This is a genomic window from Sphingomonas sp. (assembly GCF_019242355.1).
In the GTDB taxonomy this organism is placed as follows: domain Bacteria; phylum Pseudomonadota; class Alphaproteobacteria; order Sphingomonadales; family Sphingomonadaceae; genus Sphingomicrobium.
The window spans coordinates 1-16,138 of the sequence record NZ_JAFAVR010000271.1 but is presented as its reverse complement, the minus strand read 5'-3'; the positions used below and the strand labels follow the sequence as shown (position 1 = coordinate 16,138).

At 67.2% G+C, this 16,138-nt stretch carries 21 protein-coding genes and 1 pseudogene; 1 reads left to right on the top strand and 21 read right to left on the bottom strand.

Annotated features, from left to right (window positions below; translation table 11 throughout):
* Positions 1-2 precede the first annotated feature (2 nt).
* Positions 3-1,307 carry a L,D-transpeptidase family protein gene (locus tag JOZ79_RS12975; protein WP_294074900.1) on the top strand — a complete coding sequence of 435 codons (1,305 nt, stop codon included), beginning with the start codon at positions 3-5 and terminating at the stop codon, positions 1,305-1,307.
* Positions 1,308-1,314: 7 nt separating this feature from the next.
* Here the strand turns inward: JOZ79_RS12975 and JOZ79_RS12970 are convergent, their stop codons facing one another.
* From JOZ79_RS12970 to JOZ79_RS12870, 21 genes and pseudogenes are all read right to left on the bottom strand, one after another.
* Entirely contained in the window at positions 1,315-1,812 is a 498-nt protein-coding gene (locus JOZ79_RS12970; protein WP_294074897.1) for a DUF2793 domain-containing protein, read from the bottom strand.
* Positions 1,813-1,822: 10 nt separating this feature from the next.
* Complete coding sequence (locus tag JOZ79_RS12965; RefSeq protein WP_294074895.1) at positions 1,823-3,973, bottom strand: phage tail protein; 2,151 nt, start codon at positions 3,971-3,973, stop codon at positions 1,823-1,825.
* A gap of 3 nt (positions 3,974-3,976) precedes the next feature.
* A complete protein-coding gene (locus JOZ79_RS12960) occupies positions 3,977-4,378 on the bottom strand; it encodes a peptidoglycan endopeptidase (protein ID WP_294074893.1) in 402 nt (133 codons plus the stop codon).
* A gap of 1 nt (position 4,379) precedes the next feature.
* Positions 4,380-5,180, bottom strand: a complete 801-nt coding sequence (locus JOZ79_RS12955; protein ID WP_294074962.1) for a DUF2163 domain-containing protein — start codon at positions 5,178-5,180, stop codon at positions 4,380-4,382.
* Positions 5,181-5,192: 12 nt separating this feature from the next.
* Complete coding sequence (locus JOZ79_RS12950; protein WP_294074890.1) at positions 5,193-7,493, bottom strand: DUF2460 domain-containing protein; 2,301 nt, start codon at positions 7,491-7,493, stop codon at positions 5,193-5,195.
* Complete coding sequence (locus tag JOZ79_RS12945; protein ID WP_294074888.1) at positions 7,490-8,065, bottom strand: tail tape measure protein; 576 nt, start codon at positions 8,063-8,065, stop codon at positions 7,490-7,492. Before JOZ79_RS12945 ends, JOZ79_RS12950 begins: the two co-directional genes overlap by 4 nt.
* Before the next feature lie 12 nt (positions 8,066-8,077).
* Complete coding sequence (locus JOZ79_RS12940; protein WP_294074885.1) at positions 8,078-8,272, bottom strand: phage tail assembly chaperone; 195 nt, start codon at positions 8,270-8,272, stop codon at positions 8,078-8,080.
* Complete coding sequence (locus tag JOZ79_RS12935) at positions 8,269-8,580, bottom strand: GTA-gp10 family protein (protein ID WP_294074882.1); 312 nt, start codon at positions 8,578-8,580, stop codon at positions 8,269-8,271. Before JOZ79_RS12935 ends, JOZ79_RS12940 begins: the two co-directional genes overlap by 4 nt.
* Positions 8,577-8,984: a phage major tail protein, TP901-1 family gene (locus JOZ79_RS12930; protein WP_294074879.1), complete on the bottom strand. Its 408-nt coding sequence runs from the start codon at positions 8,982-8,984 to the stop codon at positions 8,577-8,579. The genes JOZ79_RS12935 and JOZ79_RS12930 overlap by 4 nt, the downstream gene beginning before the upstream one ends.
* A 45-nt stretch (positions 8,985-9,029) precedes the next feature.
* Positions 9,030-9,401 (bottom strand): DUF3168 domain-containing protein, encoded by a 372-nt coding sequence (locus JOZ79_RS12925; RefSeq protein WP_294074876.1) that lies wholly within the window; start codon positions 9,399-9,401, stop codon positions 9,030-9,032.
* Entirely contained in the window at positions 9,398-9,607 is a 210-nt protein-coding gene (locus JOZ79_RS12920; protein ID WP_294074873.1) for a hypothetical protein, read from the bottom strand. Before JOZ79_RS12920 ends, JOZ79_RS12925 begins: the two co-directional genes overlap by 4 nt.
* Complete coding sequence (locus JOZ79_RS12915) at positions 9,604-9,936, bottom strand: head-tail adaptor protein (protein WP_294074871.1); 333 nt, start codon at positions 9,934-9,936, stop codon at positions 9,604-9,606. The genes JOZ79_RS12920 and JOZ79_RS12915 overlap by 4 nt, the downstream gene beginning before the upstream one ends.
* Positions 9,933-10,466, bottom strand: coding sequence for a hypothetical protein (locus JOZ79_RS12910; RefSeq protein ID WP_294074961.1), 534 nt, complete (start codon positions 10,464-10,466; stop codon positions 9,933-9,935). Before JOZ79_RS12910 ends, JOZ79_RS12915 begins: the two co-directional genes overlap by 4 nt.
* On the bottom strand, positions 10,466-10,747 hold the full coding sequence (locus tag JOZ79_RS12905; protein WP_294074869.1) for a hypothetical protein: 282 nt from the start codon (positions 10,745-10,747) through the stop codon (positions 10,466-10,468). Before JOZ79_RS12905 ends, JOZ79_RS12910 begins: the two co-directional genes overlap by 1 nt.
* Before the next feature lie 36 nt (positions 10,748-10,783).
* Complete coding sequence (locus JOZ79_RS12900) at positions 10,784-10,921, bottom strand: hypothetical protein (protein ID WP_294074867.1); 138 nt, start codon at positions 10,919-10,921, stop codon at positions 10,784-10,786.
* Positions 10,918-11,589, bottom strand: a complete 672-nt coding sequence (locus JOZ79_RS12895) for a hypothetical protein (RefSeq protein ID WP_294074865.1) — start codon at positions 11,587-11,589, stop codon at positions 10,918-10,920. The genes JOZ79_RS12900 and JOZ79_RS12895 overlap by 4 nt, the downstream gene beginning before the upstream one ends.
* On the bottom strand, positions 11,546-13,372 hold the full coding sequence (locus JOZ79_RS12890; RefSeq protein WP_294074863.1) for a hypothetical protein: 1,827 nt from the start codon (positions 13,370-13,372) through the stop codon (positions 11,546-11,548). The genes JOZ79_RS12895 and JOZ79_RS12890 overlap by 44 nt, the downstream gene beginning before the upstream one ends.
* 133 nt (positions 13,373-13,505) lie before the next feature.
* On the bottom strand, positions 13,506-14,624 hold the full coding sequence (locus JOZ79_RS12885; RefSeq protein WP_294074861.1) for a phage major capsid protein: 1,119 nt from the start codon (positions 14,622-14,624) through the stop codon (positions 13,506-13,508).
* A 228-nt stretch (positions 14,625-14,852) separates the two neighbouring features.
* Positions 14,853-15,236 carry an HK97 family phage prohead protease gene (locus JOZ79_RS12880; protein WP_366514821.1) on the bottom strand — a complete coding sequence of 128 codons (384 nt, stop codon included), beginning with the start codon at positions 15,234-15,236 and terminating at the stop codon, positions 14,853-14,855.
* A 50-nt stretch (positions 15,237-15,286) separates the two neighbouring features.
* Complete coding sequence (locus JOZ79_RS12875; RefSeq protein WP_366514820.1) at positions 15,287-15,607, bottom strand: DUF6127 family protein; 321 nt, start codon at positions 15,605-15,607, stop codon at positions 15,287-15,289.
* Positions 15,604-16,138 (bottom strand): annotated as a pseudogene (locus JOZ79_RS12870) (phage portal protein); the annotation flags it as partial. The gene JOZ79_RS12875 and the pseudogene JOZ79_RS12870, both read right to left, overlap by 4 nt.

Below are 16,138 nucleotides of genomic sequence, written 5' to 3'. Positions count from 1 at the left end.
TAGTGAAGGTTCAGAACGGCTTGAGTTCAATTCTCGGCGTGTTGGTCGCTGGCGCCGGCGGGATGGCTCAGGCGCAATATGTTGCGCCCGGCGATCCAGGTCTGAGTGCCGCAAGCTCCGTCGCGAGTTATTACGACCGCTTCCACGCCCGGCCGATCTGGTTCCGGAACGGCGTCGCCGATCCCGCCACCGCGCAGCTCGTTTCCATCCTTCGCAGAGCATCCTTCGATGGCCTGCCGAGCGGTCCGGCACTCGCGGCGCGCGCAGAGGCAGCGCTAGCCCAGGCGCAAAGCGGCAATCCCATGGATATCCAATCCGCTGACCACCTGCTCTCCACCGACTGGGTCGAATATGTGCAGACGATCAAGCAGCCGACAAAGGGTATGTCCTACGCTTATCGAGTTCTTGCACCGCAGGGGACGCGCGCCGACCAGATTCTCCTGACCGCAGCCGCCGCGCCGTCGCTCGCAGCGTACGTGACGGCCACATCCAACGTGAACCCGATCTATTCGAGCCTTCGCGATACCGCCTGGGCGCAGGCGCAGGCGACCGGCAATTTCACGCCCGACCCACGCCTTCTCGCCAATCTAGACCGCGTTCGCTCGATCCCGGCAGCGGGACGCTTCATCGTCGTCGATTCAGGATCGCAGCTGCTGACGATGTATGAGAACGGGCACCCGGTGGACTCGATGAAGGTCGTCTCCGGCAAGCCCGAACTGCCGACCCCGCTCATCGCCAGCATCATGAGCTACATCGTCTACAACCCCTACTGGAACGTGCCCGACCACCTGGTTCGCAAGGTGACCGCACCGAACGTCCTGAAGGAGGGCGACGCCTACCTGAAACGCCAGGGATACAAGGTGATGGCCGACTGGACGGTGGACTCGGCGGTCGTGCCCTGGACGCAGATCGACTGGAAGGGTGTTCTCGCCGGCAACGTGCACATTCGCGTCCGCCAGGACCCGGGCCCGAAAAATTCGATGGGCAGGCTCAAGTTCCCTTTCCCGAACGGCGAGGACATCTACCTCCACGATTCTCCCGAACGGGAATATTTCGACAAGAATGCGCGATCCCTCAGTAATGGCTGCGTGCGCCTGCAGGACGCCAGGCGCCTCGGCCGGTGGCTGCTGGGTCAGGAGCCGGCGGCCCCGAGCCAGGATGCGGAAGTTCAGGTGCAGCTGCCCCGCGGCGTCCCGGTCTATGTGACCTACATCACCGCGCAGGTGCAGAACGGCCAAATTGCCTATCTGCCCGACGTCTATGGATGGGATTCCGCGCCACCGCAGCAGATTGCCTCGGCTCGATAGTAATGCGCTAGCTTCCAATCAGTCCGTGGGTTTGCAGCGCGGACAGGATCTGCGCGATCGCCGTCCGTGATTGAGCGTCCACGGTGGCGCCTCCGGTCGGGGCAGCGATCATCGCGGCACGCGGTCCGACGACCTGCTGGCCGGCGATCACGAGCTTGTCGCCGCGAACGGCGCCGATCTCCCACGCGCCTCCGCGATAGAGTGCCCAGGTCGACTGGCTCACGACATAGGCCAGCATCCCGTCCCGCGGCGAAATGAATCGCCACCCGGCGGCGCTATAGCCCGCCAGGCTATTGTCTTGCCCGGCCCACCCTTCTGTCGCACCCTCCCCGACGATATAGGTCGCGCCCACTTGCGGAGCGCCCGGAGGAGTTGCTCCCGGCACATCCTCGACCGCCGCCGCGGCCAGAAAATCGAGCAGCTGGACCGCTTCATTGTGCACCGCTTCCTTCTGCGCCTGTCCGGCGGCGAGAAGGGGCAGCGAGAATCGCGCGCTTGCGCCCACTTTCGTTCTCCTAGCTTAGCGTAATGTGTACGGTGGCCGGACGCGACGCGCCCCAGTCGCCGACCTGCCTGACCGAGATCGTCGCCGTTCCTGTGCCGAGTCGTCCCAGCTGCACAGCGGAAATCGTGATCGCTGGCATTCCGCAGGAATAGTCCAGCGACTGCTCCCCGGCCGTGATCGTGACGTCATATTGCTCGAGCCGCTCGCCAAGCGGCATGTCGATGTCGTCGAGCCAACCGCAGCGCACTCGGCTTCGGCGGATCCAGCCGATCGCAAGATCGCCACCATCGGTGAGCGCGGCCCGAAGTCCAACCGGCGACCAGGGCCGAAGACTGTCCCCACTGACCTTGAGCGCCGCGCTCGCGCTCCCCTGCCGCGCGGGTTGCAGCACCTCGAACTCGCTTCCGCTAGCCCAATCCGGCAGCGGAACCTGCCGAAGTGACGCCGCCTCAAGCAGCACGAATGCCTCGCCGGCCTGGTGCCCGGCCGTCGCCCATTCCGTTCCGCCCCTGCCGCGCAGCAATCGAGACAGCCGAAAAGCGCCCGCGCCAAGCGGCTTCGCCACACCGAACTGCAGGATCTCGCCGCCGAGAAGGGCAAGGTTTGCGCCCGCCATCAAGGCCTCGTCGTCGCAGCTTAAGAGCCACTGTTCCGCATCGACGAGCCGGACATCCACGAACCCGACCGCGTCGACGAGGTCGGTGCTCCCGTCCGGCAGAATGCTGATCGCAGCACCCAGAACCGATTTAACTGCCGAAGTCGTGCTGCTCGCCAACCATCCCGGTCCCGTGACCTCGACCGCGAGCGGCTTCCAACCCTGCGTTGCACTGGCCGCGGCAAGGTAAACATTCGGGACTGACGACGGCGTTCCGTCGATGCTCGGAAGCTCGGCCAAGGCAAAGCTGGCTGGCCCGTCGACGCGGTCGGCAGCGGCGTTCGACCGTCCGCTGTCCGCGGCGATGTCAGGCAAAGGCCGCCATTCCGGCCGCAGCTCGAGCGCAACCGCCATCGCGTCGATCGTGCTCTGCTCGACCCGCCAAATTCCCGGCATCGCCGGGACCTTGACGCGAGCACCCGGAAGGAGCCCGATCCGGCTGCCGGGCAGACTCAGCTTCAACCGGTCGCGCCGAGCCCATGCTCGCGCAATCGCTTCCTCGGCTAGCGAGCGAGCAGAGGCAGCGGAAAGGACGGCCGGCAACTCGATCCGGGTCTCCTCGCCTTCGCGCGCGCCGCCATCCGCTCGCGCCAGCCCGGACTGATAATCGCGTTCCGGATCGTAATAGGTCACCAGAACCGATGCCGGCAGGGACCGGGCCGGGTCTTGATCGCGCTGCATCCGCGTGGCGGTCGAGCTGTTTGCCGACGTCCCGAGCTCATCCTCGCCAATCTGGAGCGTCTCGCCGTCGGCAGGCCCTATCAATCCGCACGCATCGACCAGCTCCACATCGAACGTGTCGACTAGCGGCCGAATCGCCGCGCTCATCGACTTGCCGATTGCGGAATAGCCCACCAACGTCCGCCCATCCGCGATCCTGATGCACCCATCGCTCGCGTCGCCGAGAATGTCTGCAAGCGTCGGGTCGCCGTCGTCCGCGACGACTTCGAAGGTCAGGAACGGAATGCGGTTGCCGAAATCGGCAAGCTCGAGATTCTCGAACATCGCCATTGCCAGTCCGCGATAGGCTGGCGTCCCGTCGGCTCCTTCGATGGAGCCGATCAGCGGATCGACCGCCTGATCCTCGCCGCCGTCGTAGAAGCGGAAATCCGTGCTCGTCTTGAAATCGCCGGCCTCGCCCCGCAGCAGATTGCCGTCGGCCCAGATGCGGCGGATCTCGCGCAAGGGCCGTGATGACAGCGCGACCGCCATCGACACCGAATAACTGTAGGTGACGTCAGGCTCGCCCTTGGCGCCCGCGATGGCGCTGCTTTCGATCAGGTCGGTTGACCAGACCACGCTGCCTGCCACGCGCATCGTCCCATAGACTCGCGGGATTTGCGTCCCGTACGCCGACGTCTGGACCGACAGGTCGCCGAGCCGGGGCCCTCGCGCCGGCGGAGCCAGCATCTGCTGATCGATCGACTGGCCAATCAGACTGCCGATCGCGCCGCCGACGGGACCGCCAAGCGATGTGCCGACCGTGCTGAGAACAAGAGTCGCCATCGCCTAGCTCTCCCCACGTACCCGGCGCCGATAAACGCCCTCGCATGGCCACGAAGGCGTTCCCGGCGTCTCGACGACGCGGCCGATCCTCCCGTCCGCGTGGACGAAGGCGCCGTCGCTGATGATCGAGAGATGCAGCTGGTCGAGGGCGACACTGGATATCACCAGGTCGCCGGGCGCCGCGGCCACCTTGCCGACGCGCCGGAAGAACCGCAGCACCTCGCGACTCAGCTCCTGGCCGTGAGCGCCGCGCAATCGGTAGTCCCGCCGCACGGCGTTCGCGCGAATGCCGAACACCGCCAGTGCAAGACCGACGCAGTCGAGCCCTGTCTCCGGGCTCCGTCCCTGCGGGCGAAACCGCGTGCCGACCAGAGCGCGCGCCCGGTCGACGAATGGATTGGTCATGTCAGGCCCCCGGGTATCGGGTGAGAAGGTCATTGCCGGGCAGGTACGGCTCGCCCCGAAAATTCGCGGCATTGGCGAAGCGCGTTCGGCAGGTCGCGAATGTCTTGTCGCACCCTTCGCGAAGCTCGACCCGGCAACCTTCCTCGATCGCCGCTCGCGGCAGGTCGCGAACCCGAATCTGGTCACCGGCAACCCCAATGATCACGGTCGAGAGCCCGCAATTGGATCCGCTCAGGTAGCGCAGCCGGCCGAGGAGGAACCTGCTGTCGACGGCGTCTTCCAACGTCAGCTCGCCGCCGCTACTGCCCGCCACGATCGCCCGCGCGCTCCGCCCGCGAAGATCGATCCGGCACGCCGCGTCGCCAAGCTCGGCCCGGCATTGCGGCGAGGTCGACGGACAGATCGGCCGGTCCAGCGCAGCGGCGGCGCCGTTCAGGTCGGCGGAGAAGCCTCCGTCCTGGGTCTGCACTTGCCCGATCTCACCCGTGAGCAAGCTGGTCTCCCCGCGGTCGGGGCTGCTCCAGTCCACTGCGACGAGCACCGCCCGCGCACCGTCCCACCGGCCGAGCGTGAGCTCCGTCTCATCCAGCGCGTCCGAACTGAGACCGCCTGAAATCTCCGACGTCTGGGCATCGAGCCCGAGCCTGCGGCTCACCGACGCGGGCACGATGCCCGGCTCAGGCTCGTAGCGGTCGTTGCCGATCAGCACAGCCTCGTCGTGACTGGTAAGCGCGATTCCGGCGCCGTCGGCCCGCTCGAGCCGCCAGCACAGGGCGAGGCTCGTGGCCTCCCCATCGATCATTGTCGCCACCGCTCAGCCCTCGCGGACTTCGACCAGCGGCACGCTCGGCGCCTCGCCGGCCAGGAACGTCGCCCGATTCACCTCGATCTGATCTTCGGCGAACCGCACCGGCACGTCGAACAGAAACCCGGCCGTTACGGTCGCCCCAACTGCGGGCGCCTCCGACAGCTCGATCACGCCGAGCGGCGCCAGCGTCCATCCGCTCGCGAGCTCGGTCCCGTCGATCGCCACCCGAACCGTCCCGGCAACGGGCCGAGTGATTCGTCGCGTCTCGCCGCCGCCGTAAGCCTTCACCAATTCGAACCGAGCCGTCGCGCCGTCCCCGAATCCGATCGCCTGGTCGCTCGCGCTCGGTGTCGCCGTCATCCCGTTCGAGCTGAAATCATAGGGATCGCGGAAGCGGAACCCCACGGCGGGCCCGCGGCGGGCTCGGAAGAACGCGATCAGGGTCTCAAGTTCCGAATCGCCGCGAACGCCCGGCCCAGCATCGAACTTCAGCCGCGCCTGCTGCCAGTTGGCGTTGCGGCTCTCATATCCGCTCGCCGTCGTCACGATACTGGTCGAATAGCTTGGCGCAACGCTCGCCTGCGCGCCGATCTCGATCGGGAAGGATAGATCGTCAAAGGGCGCCACCGCCGCCTCCGTTCCAAAGATTGTCAGTCCGTCGCGAAGCACCTGCGGGAGGGCCCAGATGAAGACCTCCGCGCAACCGCGCCGCCGCGCCTCCAGGGCTGCGTCGATCACCTCGCGCCATTGGCCGCGCTCGGCGGCGTTCGCGACGAAGCCGGACAGATAATGCTGCTCGCCGGCCGAATAGCCGAGCCGCGCCTGCACCTCGGAATAGGCAAACGCCCGCAGGTTGCTTCGCCCGCTCGTCACCCAGTCGTAATCTTCCAGCTGAAGGACATCGAACGCAGGCTTCGCCCAGCCGACCGGCAGGTTGGCCCGCGCCAGCTCCGGCGCCGCAGGATCGAGCACGACCGGCAGGTAAGCGAGCAACAGCGTCCGAGTGTCCGCCGCCTTTGCCTTCGCCGCATTCGCGATCTCCGCCGTCGATGCCGCGAGCAAGGCCCCGGCGGCATCGAGCAACTCCGTCTGCGCCGTCGTCATCGCCGCACGCACGTCCGCGATCTCGACAGGCGCGCCGCCCAGCGCTGCTTTCGCCGCATCGTCGTAAAGGCTGAGCCCGCCGCTCGCCGTCACCCACCACCACGGCTCGCCAACCTGGACCTGCGGCTGCAGGCCAGCCTCGACAGCGATATCTACGAATTGCTCCCCGACCGAACGCAGGAAGGCGATCGCGTCCTCGTTCGCCGGCGACACGAGCGTCGAGGGCGGATCATATCCGGTCGCCGCCGACGCGCCGTGATAGTCGCGTTGCTTCCACGCGTCCGGGCAGAACTGGTCCAGGATTTCGTACGACAGCGACCAGATCACGTCATAGCCGCGCACTTTGGCCGCCTCGGCGAACGCGCGATGCCACGCCAGCGCAGCATCGTTCATCGGTCGCGACGCATCCACCAGCCCCGCGCCGTCCAGCGCGAAATAGTGGCTCATTCCGATATAGTGATTGATGACCCCGCGGTAGCCGAGCCGCTCCACTGCCTCGACAATCCGTTCGGGCGTCAAATTGTACATGTCGTCATAGGCCGTCGCGATGCGCAGGTCATGCTCAGGCACCATCGCATCGTTGATGCGAAGGACGCTGGCATGGCCGTCGCAGGCAAGTCCGCTGATCGTCACCGTCGCCTTCGCCGGCGCGGCGCGCAGCTCTGCCGATCCCTCCGCGTAATCGGGCGCGACGATGCTGATGAACAATCGGTCGATCGCGCTCGGATTCACCCCGTCCGCGTCCGCTGGCAGCCCGAAGCCGCCATCCATCGCGTCGAAGTCGAGCGTAATCACGGCATCGGTCGAAGAGCCCTGCGCATAATTCCAGAGCCGCACGTACCAGGACCGCGGATTGCCCGCGGCGTCCTTGCCTTCGATCGTCAGCGTCGGACCGTTCGCCGCGTCCAGCGGCATCACGCCGCTCGACTGCCAGCGAAAGCTCAACGTACATCCGGAATAATCGACACCCGTCCGGTACGCATGCGCCGGATGCGACAGCCGGTCGGCGCTCTCGTAAATGAGTCCGACCAGGTCGCCCTTGCGCGCCATCTCCGCCGTGACCGTCATGCTATGCGGATCGTCGCCAGTGACGACGCTTGCGACGGTTCCGCGGGGAAAATCGACGGTCCAGTAGCGGGGATCGAACCGCTTGACCCACGTGCCGGCAATCGGCGCGTCCGGCCGAGTGAACCAGTATCTCATCGCCCGCTCGCCAACGCAGCCCGAACCGCGCGCGCCAACTGCCTGCTCGATTGTCGCAGCACCTGCGGGTCCGAAGGCGTCGGCGTCTGCACCGAAATCGCAACGCGCACGTCCCGCGCGCCCGATCCCCCGCCGGTCTCGATCCGCCCCGCGCTGCCCGGCACGAACAGCTCGGGCCCGTTCTCGCCCACGACATAGGCGCGACCTTGCGAAACCGGTCCGCCGGTCGCCCGGCCCGGAGACCCCATCAGCCCTGAGACGACGCTTCCGATCCCGCTCAGCAATCCCTTGCCGATACTTCCGCCCGTTCCACCCGACGTACCGAAGAGGGCACGCAACGACGACTGCTCGATGTCCGACATCGCCGACAGTGCCGTCTTCTTCAGGTCGTCGAAGCCTAGCTTGCCGGTCTTGAGCGCACTTGCGAGCGCATTGTCGATCAGTCGCCCGGCCCGGCTGACGCCGCTCGCAAGCGGCCCCTCGAGCTCGCCGCGCATCGATGCCACGTCACGTGCAAAGCCAGCCGTGTCCGCGCGCACGCTGACGACCAGCCGATCGATTTCCTCATCCATCTCTTACTGCTTTCAATCGTCAGGGAAGCGTTGCCGAAGATCGGCGAAGACGTCCGGCAGCATGGGCTCGGCACTATGCTCCGGCGGCGCCAGGGCCGTTGCCAGCTCCGCAGGCGTCGCGTTCCAGAACTCGTCCGGCCGCCACCCAAGAAGCGTCGACGCGGCCCCGCACAATCGCGAGGCCGCATTGCCGAACTTTGCGGTCATCGCCCCTGCAGGACCTGACTCAGGACAGCGCGCAGGACTGGCGTGATCTTCGCCAGCCCCAGCTCGACCACAGCCTCGCCGATCCGCTCACGCGTAATCGCGCCGACGCGGCTTTTCGAAAGATGGTCGAACAAGGCAACGATCTGCTGCAGCCCAAGCTGCCCGGCTGCAGCCTGCTCGACCAGCTCGAAAAGCGAGCCGAGCTCCTCCTCCGCCGCGACCAGCGCTGCAAAGCTCGGCCGAAGCACCAGCGTTTCGCCGCCGACCTCCAGGCTACACTCGCCACGATACGCGTTGGCCCCGCTCATAGCGCCACCACTTCGCCCGAGCTTTCGAGGGCTAGCGTGTAGTTGCGCTCGCCGTTGAAATCGCCGGCATATTCCAGCCGCGTAACCAGGAACTGCCCCTGCATCCGCTCGCCGCTCTCGAAGCTCAGCTGGCAGCTCTGCAACGTCCCCGTCAGCGCCAGGCCGCGCACCTGCGTTTCCGCGCTGCTGCCCGTGAAGATGCCGCTCGCCGCGACCGACACCGACCTCACGCCCGCGCCGGACAGCAACTCGCGCCAGCCGCCGCTGCCCTTGTTGGTGATCTCGACCGCATTGCCGTTGATCGACAATTGCGTCGTCTTCAGCCCCGCCACGGTCGCATAGGTCGGGGTCGCCGAACCGTCGCCGATCTTGAGCAGGAATGCGCTTCCGCGTTCCGCCGCCATAATCTTCTCCTCGTTGAATGAATCCCGCGCTCGGACCGCCGAAAATCAGTTCGCCAGCAGCCGCGCCCGGAAATCGATTGCCGCCGCCCAGGGCCCGCTGACATCGCGGATGACACGCCGGCGCACGAAGCGCAGGCTGACCAGCTGCCAGTCGCCGGAAAGCTCGATCGCCGCGATTCGCTGCTCGGCCGCATCGGCAAGGTCGCGCAGCCGCATCGGCTGGTCGTCCCAGACCGTCACTGCCAGCGCCACCTCGCGCCCGGTCCCCGTCTTGTGGCTCCAGTCGGCCTCGCTCGCGGCATCGATCGTCGCGTAAGGGTAAGCGGCCCGCGCCGGCGGCCCGTCATAAACGCCCGCAAGTCCCACGTCGGCCAGGCTCGCGACCACCGCCGTCGCCACCATCGCGCCCGCGCTCATCGCCGCCTGCTCGCCAGAAATCGGAGGTCCGCGGACTGCAGCCACTGCCTCAGCAGGCCGTGTCCGGTGACGACGAGATCGCTTCCGTCCACCTCAACGGTTTGTCCAGGAAGTTCCGCCCGCACCGTGTCCCTGACCTCTTCCGCGACGCTTTGCGCCCGCGCCTCGCCGAGTTGGCGGGCGCGCTCGACTGCTTTCTCCATCATCCTCGCACCTCGTCGCATCGCATGCTGATCCGATCCTTCGCTACGCGGTCGTCGAGCAGCTGCCGCACCATCAGCCGCCTCGCTCCCCAGCTGATGCGCTGGTCGATGGCGATGCCGTCGCGCCGCCGGATCGTGACCCGGAATCGCTGCATCGCGCTCGGCGCCTCGCCCTGGCTCTGCGGCCCGACACCGTCCGGCACGATGCTCGCACTGCAGGTGCAAACGCTCACCCAGCCCACGAGCGGAAGCCCGCTCGGGTCCCGCTGCATCGATGGCTGCTCGATGAGGATCCGCTCGCAGAGCGTCCCCGCGAATTCGCCGCTTCTCATCGCAAACCCAGCCTGCGGTAGGGCCGCCACAGCGCCGTCACCGCTGCCGGCGGTTCACCACCCGATCCGTCGCGCGTCGCGAACAGATGCGCGACCAGCCGCAACACGCCTTGCCGGATCGGCTCGGGGACGTCGCTCTGGCTCTCGGCCATGCCGACCGTTCCGCTCACCCTCAGGCGGGTCACGCCAGTATCTCGTGCCAGGCGCACCCAGCCCGACCCGCCGGAATCCACATCCACGCCATAGTCGCTGCTCGCGAGGTCCGCCGCGCTCCCGTCACTGGCGATCCCCTGCGCCGCCGAGATCGACTGTACCGGCGCTGCCGTCAGCCGCTGCCAGCAGCCGCTCGCCGGAACATCCTCGTTGAATGGCCGGGCGATCAACGCCTGGCCGATGAAGCTTTCGCATAATGCCGTGGCGGTGCGGATCAGGCCGGCGACGATCGCCTCCTCCTCGCCCGTGTCGATCCGCACATAGGCCTGCGCCTCGGTGACGGTGACCGCGGCCGGAGCCATCCCGACGCCGCCCATCACCGCCCCTCCACGCGCAGCACGATCGAGCGGCTGTCGGCCCGGCCCGACATCAGGACGACGGCGTTGACCAGCCGATACACGCGTCCGGCGATCCCGCCGGCGGCGGTGACGCTGGTTGTGGTTGCATCGAAATCCGAAGCCTGGACCGAAACCCCGCCGGCCTCGTCGGGAACCACCGACCATGTGCTTTCCGCAAGCAGGTCGCCGCCTAGATATTCGGCGCCCCAATCCACGGAATAATCGAGGACCGCGTCGGGGTCCTTGAGGAGATAGTTCATCTTTGTCCTCTTGAATCTCAGTTGCGTAGGCGCGGCTCAGCGCGCTTCGGGCACCAGGGTCGCGGAGTCGGGCTTGGCGACCGTCTGCCGGGATCGCGGCGCCTTGCCGCCGCGCGCGATCGCCACCTGCTGGGCAAGCGCCGCCTCGGCGATGCCGGATGCGCCGATGCTCACGCCGCCACCGCCTTGATCACTGCGAAGTTGAGCACGACCGCCTCCGCGAGCGCGCCGGCCGACAGGTTGCGCAGCGAGATCCGGCACGATCCGGCCGCGACCGCATCCACCCCGACGACGTAGCTGTCCGCGCTCGCACCGGACGCAATGTTCACCTTGACGATGTCGCTCGCCGCGATCTGCGAGTTCGTGAGCGTGAACCCAGCGGCGGCCCCGGCCGCAAGCGAGCCCGCGTTCATGGTGACCTGCCCCGACAGCTTGTTCAGGGTGACTCCGGTCGACTTGGCGGTCGCCTGCGTGACTGCGCCGCCCGCCCCGGTCGAATAACCGACCGGCGCAATTCCGAAGCCGCTGAAGATCGCCCGCCAGGTTCCCGGCGTCCCGGTCGCGACGCACTGCCAGGCAACCGCCGTTGTGCTCGTCGCGCCATTGTTGAACACGATCTCGCCGGCCGCGTGCGCCCCGGTCGTCGGCGCAGCCGCGCCATAGGTCAGTACTCGCGCTCCGGCGTTGTTGTAGGGCCCAAGCGCGAAGTTGACGACGTGGCGATAGTAAGGCTGCGCAGCCCCACGCCCATATTGCTCGCCCGTGCTCGGCCCGCTCAGTTTCTCGACCGGATTGTTGTTATAGTGGGTCCACAGGTCTTCGGCGTATTTTCGCCCCGCCATTCACGCCGAACGCCATCCGCCACGAGTTGGGAGCGTAGGTGGGATGAACGGCGCGAAGCAGCGTCGCCTCCACATTATATTCGCCGATCGTGTAGAGATTGCCGACGAACGGATCATTCTTCCCGATCGCGCCGCGCGCCGTGAAGCAGCCGGTCGAGCCGACTTCGGTCACGGTGCCGGTGCCGACGATTCCGGCACCATGGAAGCCGCCCCGGACCAGCGTCAGCGGGCCAAGCTGCGACGGCCCATGGTCCTGCTCGCTGTAGCAGCCGTCGAAGATGATACGCGCATTGGCGTTATCGGTCAGGAACGCCGACCCCTCGCGGCACGTCATTCCGCTGACCCACGCCGGATAGCCCGCCCGGACCGCGCCCGGCGTCAGATAGCCCCAATAGGCGTTGTCCGCGGTTGTTCCCGTTGGCGCGTTGGTCGACGCTCCGGCGGACTGCCCCAGCTTCACATAGTAGCGATTGCCGTTGTAGCTGCAGGCTGTCGCCGGATGCCCGGCAGCGCCGGTGCACCACGCGACGACGCCATTGCCTGACGATTGCGCGGCGATGTGCGTGTTGTTGAGGAACGAGCTGTCCCAGGTATGCGCCTGCCGGTTGGTGAAGGCATTGACGGAAATGCTGACGCCCGCATTGGTATCGGCGCCGTCGATGAACAGGCCAATCCGGCACAGGCTGATATTGCAATATTCGACGCGCCAGACGTTGGCATTGCCTTCCTGGGGAACGCCGCCGCCCGACGTCGCCTCGATATGGATGCCATCCCCGCCGAAATTGTAGATTTGGACGTTCCGGACGATCGCCGCGGCCCGCATGTGGATCGCATGGCTCTCGCTCTCGGCGTCGGTGAATCCGCCATAGAGCGTCATGTTCTCGATGACGCTGTTGTCGCCGCCATAATGAGTCGGCGACGACACCGCGGTCGCCCCTTGCGTGTTGTAGCGCTCGATCCGGATGCCGGTCGTGTTGTCCGCCCAACGCAGCTTGGTCGCGGCTTGCGGCCCGTCGCCCGACAGCATCAACGTATGCGTAAGCTCCAGGGTCGTCGTTCCAAGATAATAAGCGCCCGATGCGATCAGCCTGCGCGACCCCTTCGAAGTACTGTTCAGCGTCGATGACGTCGCATTCAGGAAGGCGATAGCCGCCGCGAACGCCGGCCCGTTGTCGGTGCCCGCCGTGCCCGTGTCGTCGGCAACCGCGCCGAACCAGCGAACGTCGACCGCGCCGCTGAACTTGCGCACCCAGGCGCCGGACGCTCCCGACGCATCCGAAGACGGAGCGACATAAATGCCCTGCGCCGAATCGGCGCTGACCTTCGCGCTGAGGTTCGAGCTGTCGAAGAGGAACGTGCCCTCGCGACCCTTCTCGGTGAGCTGCACCGGGACAGCGCCGGCCGCCGTCGCCGCAAGCGCCGTCCGCGTCGCCGCCGCCTGCGCTGCCGCGCCCGTTCCCGCTCCAGCCTGGACATTGTTGAACCATTCCGCCGCGGCGATCAGCGCAATCGACTTGCTGCCGGCGGTGAAGCTGGTCGGCGCGCCGGCGATCGCGGCGCGCGCGATGCTTCCGTCCGACTGCAGCGTCCCGCGTCCGACTTCGCGTTCGTTCGGCTTGTCGATCCCGATTGCGGAATAATAGAATTGGTCGCCGGTCTTGAGAGCGCTCGCAAAGCTCGAGAACCCCTGCACCGGCGGCCCGAGCACGAACGGTCCCGTGCCCTGCGAGATACTGTAGTTGCGCACGAGGTCGACAAACCTCGGCTGAAAGGCGTCCGACATCGGCGCTCCTCACCAAAAGAAAATCCTCCCCGGAACGGGGAGGGGGACCGCCGGAGGCGGTGGAGGGGGCCCGCGCCGACTGGCGACACGGGAAAAGGGGCTGAGCGAACGAACGCTCAGCCCCCGAGTCAAATCAGGCGAACTTCAGCAGCTTGATCGCTTCCGAATTCACCACCTGACCGCCAACCCGCTTGGTCGCGTAGAAGTGGACGTACGGCTTGTGCGTGTACGGATCGCGCAGGATCGTCGTCGCATTGCGCTCTGCGATCACATAGCCGGCCTTGAAGTTGCCGAACGCGATCGACAGGCTGTTCGCGCTGATGTCCGGCATGTCCTCCGCCTCGATAAGCGGATAGCCGAGCAAGGTCGCCGGCTGGCCCGCCGCCAGGCTCGGCTGGAACATGAACGCTCCGTCCGCGGTCTTGAACTTCCTGACCGCGGCCGCCGTCGCCGAGTTCATCACGAACACCGCGCCCTGCCGGTATGGCGAGCGAAGCGTCTGCACCAGGTCGATCAGCTTGTCGGCCGGGTTGCTCGCCGGGAAGGCGCCTGCATTGCCGGTGCCGATTGTCTGCAAAGTGCCCATCGGCCGCACGCCGTCCGCAGTCGTCGCAACCGGCGACGCAAGGAAACCGAGCGGCTGCCCGACACCGGTGCCGTTGACGTAAGCCGCACCTTCGGCGCGAGCGAACTCGGCCGCAATCTCGTTCGCCAGCCAGGCTTCGACATCGAACGCCGCATCGTCGAGCATCTGCTGCGACGCCGCCGGATTGGCATAGAGATCGCCCGACGGCGGCACGACCTCGGTAAAGGTCGGAGTCCCCGTCTCCGGCCGAGCGCCTTCAAACCCGACCCAGCCCGACGGCGTTCCGCCGACCGCAATCAGCTTGCGGTAACCCGCACTTCCCACCTGCACGACATTGGCGATCGCGCGGATGGGCGACACCGCTTTCAACGTATCGCCGATCACCTGGTCGATCTCGCGCGGCACCGCATAGCCGCCGATCGCATCGCTCGAGCTTCCGACCGCCTTGGTCTCCAGCCCGCTCTCGATCCCGCGCCGCAGATACTGGTCGACGAAGCCCGAGGCCTCCGCCGACTTCACCCCGTCCAGCGCCGGCCGCTGCGCCGCGATCACCCCGCTCGAAATCTTCGCCTTCAGCGTCTCGAGCTCCGCCTTGAGCTCCGCCACCCCGTCGCTCTCGAACTGCTCGAACGACTGCTCGAGCGCATCCGCCTTCACTTCCACCATTCACTCATCTCCCGTGCACAAACAAAAAGGGCCGCGGACGCGAGCGCAGCCGCCAGTCCGGGGGACTGGCGGACCGCAAGCGCGACCCAGCCCATCGATTTTTCCTAATTCGTCATCCCGGCCTTGAGCCGGGACCCGCTTCATTCCATACCGTTATCGCCGCGCGGGCGGAGGAGCCGTTCCGCCCCCTGTCGTCGCCACGTCCGTCCTCCGGCGACGGCGCGGCGCTCAGGTCTCAACCGCATGCACCCGAGCCTTCGGGTGCATCGGGTTCGCCACCACGCTCACCTCGACGAGGTCCAGCTCCGTCAGCTCGCGCTGCCCGCCGACGCTCGTCGCGTCCCGCACTCGATAGCCGAAGCTCAACCCATCAACCTTCCCGCTCCCAAGCAGCCCCGCCGCCCGCGCGTCCCCAACCACCGCAATCACCCGCAACCCGCGCTTGTCCTCGCTCAAATGCTCGATCCGCCCGATCACCGCGCCCGGCTTGTGCTGCCACAGCAGGGGCACCTCGCCCGCCCGCTCCAGCGCCCGCTGGAACGCGCCCTTCCGCACAATATCCCCGGCCTTGTCCGGCCGATCGAACACCGCCGCGTACCCCGCGAACCGCACCTCCCCCTCCCGCTTGCGGGAGGGGGCCGGGGGGTGGGCCTGTTGCAACCTCATTGCACCAGGTCCGTTAGCCGCAGCTTCACCGCGATCCCGATCAGCAGCATCGCCAGCCCCAGCCGCACCGCCCATGTCACCACCGCCCGCCACGCGCTCCGCTTCGCATCGCGCCACGCGCTCAGCAGCTCGCGCAGTTCATCCATGTCCCGCCGCGCCCGCTCGTCATCGAGCCCCAGCGACGCCAGCGCCCGCCGCGCGCCTGCCTGGCTCGACTCCTCGACCAGCGCCCGCAGCGTGATCAGGTCGACGCCGCGCCCCTCCGCCTGCGCCATCAGGGTGGCCAGCATCGCCCCGGAGTCCATCGACGCGCTCACTGCGTCAGCTCCTCGACGGGAAAGCCAAGCATGATCCGCTTCTCCGCGTCGCTCAGGAACGTCGCCGCGCCGACCTGCTGCCACAACAGCGCACGGTCGTCGGCGAGCTCGCTGATCTGGTCGGTGTCGACCGCCAGCCTGAGCGGCCCCATCCAGTCGCCGAGCATCGCCTCCAGCGTGCCCAGCACCCGCGTCGCCATCGGCAGGATCGTCTGTCGGTACAGCGCCGCCCCGCCTCTCGCGCATTGGCGTAAGTCGCGTCGCCCGGAAGGCCGACCAGCACGGGCGGCACTCCGAACGCCAGCGCAATGTCCCGCGCCGCGCCTTCCTTCAGCGACACGAAATCCATGTCGGCCGGAGTCAGGCTCATCGCCTGCCACTTGAGCCCGCCGTCGAGCAGCATTGGCCGCCCGGCATTGCCGCTGCCCGAAAACTGCTCGCCAAGCTCGTCCTTCAATCGCCGGAATTGCTCAGGCGACAGCGGGCTGCCGTCGCCAGGCTCATAGGTCAGCGCGCCGCTCGGCCGCGCCG

Coding starts and splice junctions, on each gene's coding strand:
- JOZ79_RS12965 (WP_294074895.1), bottom strand. CDS start 3,973: ATGGCGACTCTTGTTCTCAGCACGGTCGGCACATCGCTTGGCGGTCCC.
- JOZ79_RS12955 (WP_294074962.1), bottom strand. CDS start 5,180: ATGATCGATGGGGAGGCCACGAGCCTCGCCCTGTGCTGGCGGCTCGAG.
- JOZ79_RS12940 (WP_294074885.1), bottom strand. CDS start 8,272: ATGACCGCAAAGTTCGGCAATGCGGCCTCGCGATTGTGCGGGGCCGCG.
- JOZ79_RS12920 (WP_294074873.1), bottom strand. CDS start 9,607: ATGATGGAGAAAGCAGTCGAGCGCGCCCGCCAACTCGGCGAGGCGCGG.
- JOZ79_RS12935 (WP_294074882.1), bottom strand. CDS start 8,580: ATGAGCGGGGCCAACGCGTATCGTGGCGAGTGTAGCCTGGAGGTCGGC.
- JOZ79_RS12895 (WP_294074865.1), bottom strand. CDS start 11,589: ATGGCGGGGCGAAAATACGCCGAAGACCTGTGGACCCACTATAACAAC.
- JOZ79_RS12925 (WP_294074876.1), bottom strand. CDS start 9,401: ATGAGCGCGGGCGCGATGGTGGCGACGGCGGTGGTCGCGAGCCTGGCC.
- JOZ79_RS12930 (WP_294074879.1), bottom strand. CDS start 8,984: ATGGCGGCGGAACGCGGAAGCGCATTCCTGCTCAAGATCGGCGACGGT.
- JOZ79_RS12950 (WP_294074890.1), bottom strand. CDS start 7,493: ATGAGATACTGGTTCACTCGGCCGGACGCGCCGATTGCCGGCACGTGG.
- JOZ79_RS12915 (WP_294074871.1), bottom strand. CDS start 9,936: ATGAGAAGCGGCGAATTCGCGGGGACGCTCTGCGAGCGGATCCTCATC.
- JOZ79_RS12910 (WP_294074961.1), bottom strand. CDS start 10,466: ATGGGCGGCGTCGGGATGGCTCCGGCCGCGGTCACCGTCACCGAGGCG.
- JOZ79_RS12960 (WP_294074893.1), bottom strand. CDS start 4,378: ATGACCAATCCATTCGTCGACCGGGCGCGCGCTCTGGTCGGCACGCGG.
- JOZ79_RS12945 (WP_294074888.1), bottom strand. CDS start 8,065: ATGGATGAGGAAATCGATCGGCTGGTCGTCAGCGTGCGCGCGGACACG.
- JOZ79_RS12890 (WP_294074863.1), bottom strand. CDS start 13,372: ATGTCGGACGCCTTTCAGCCGAGGTTTGTCGACCTCGTGCGCAACTAC.
- JOZ79_RS12885 (WP_294074861.1), bottom strand. CDS start 14,624: ATGGTGGAAGTGAAGGCGGATGCGCTCGAGCAGTCGTTCGAGCAGTTC.
- JOZ79_RS12905 (WP_294074869.1), bottom strand. CDS start 10,747: ATGAACTATCTCCTCAAGGACCCCGACGCGGTCCTCGATTATTCCGTG.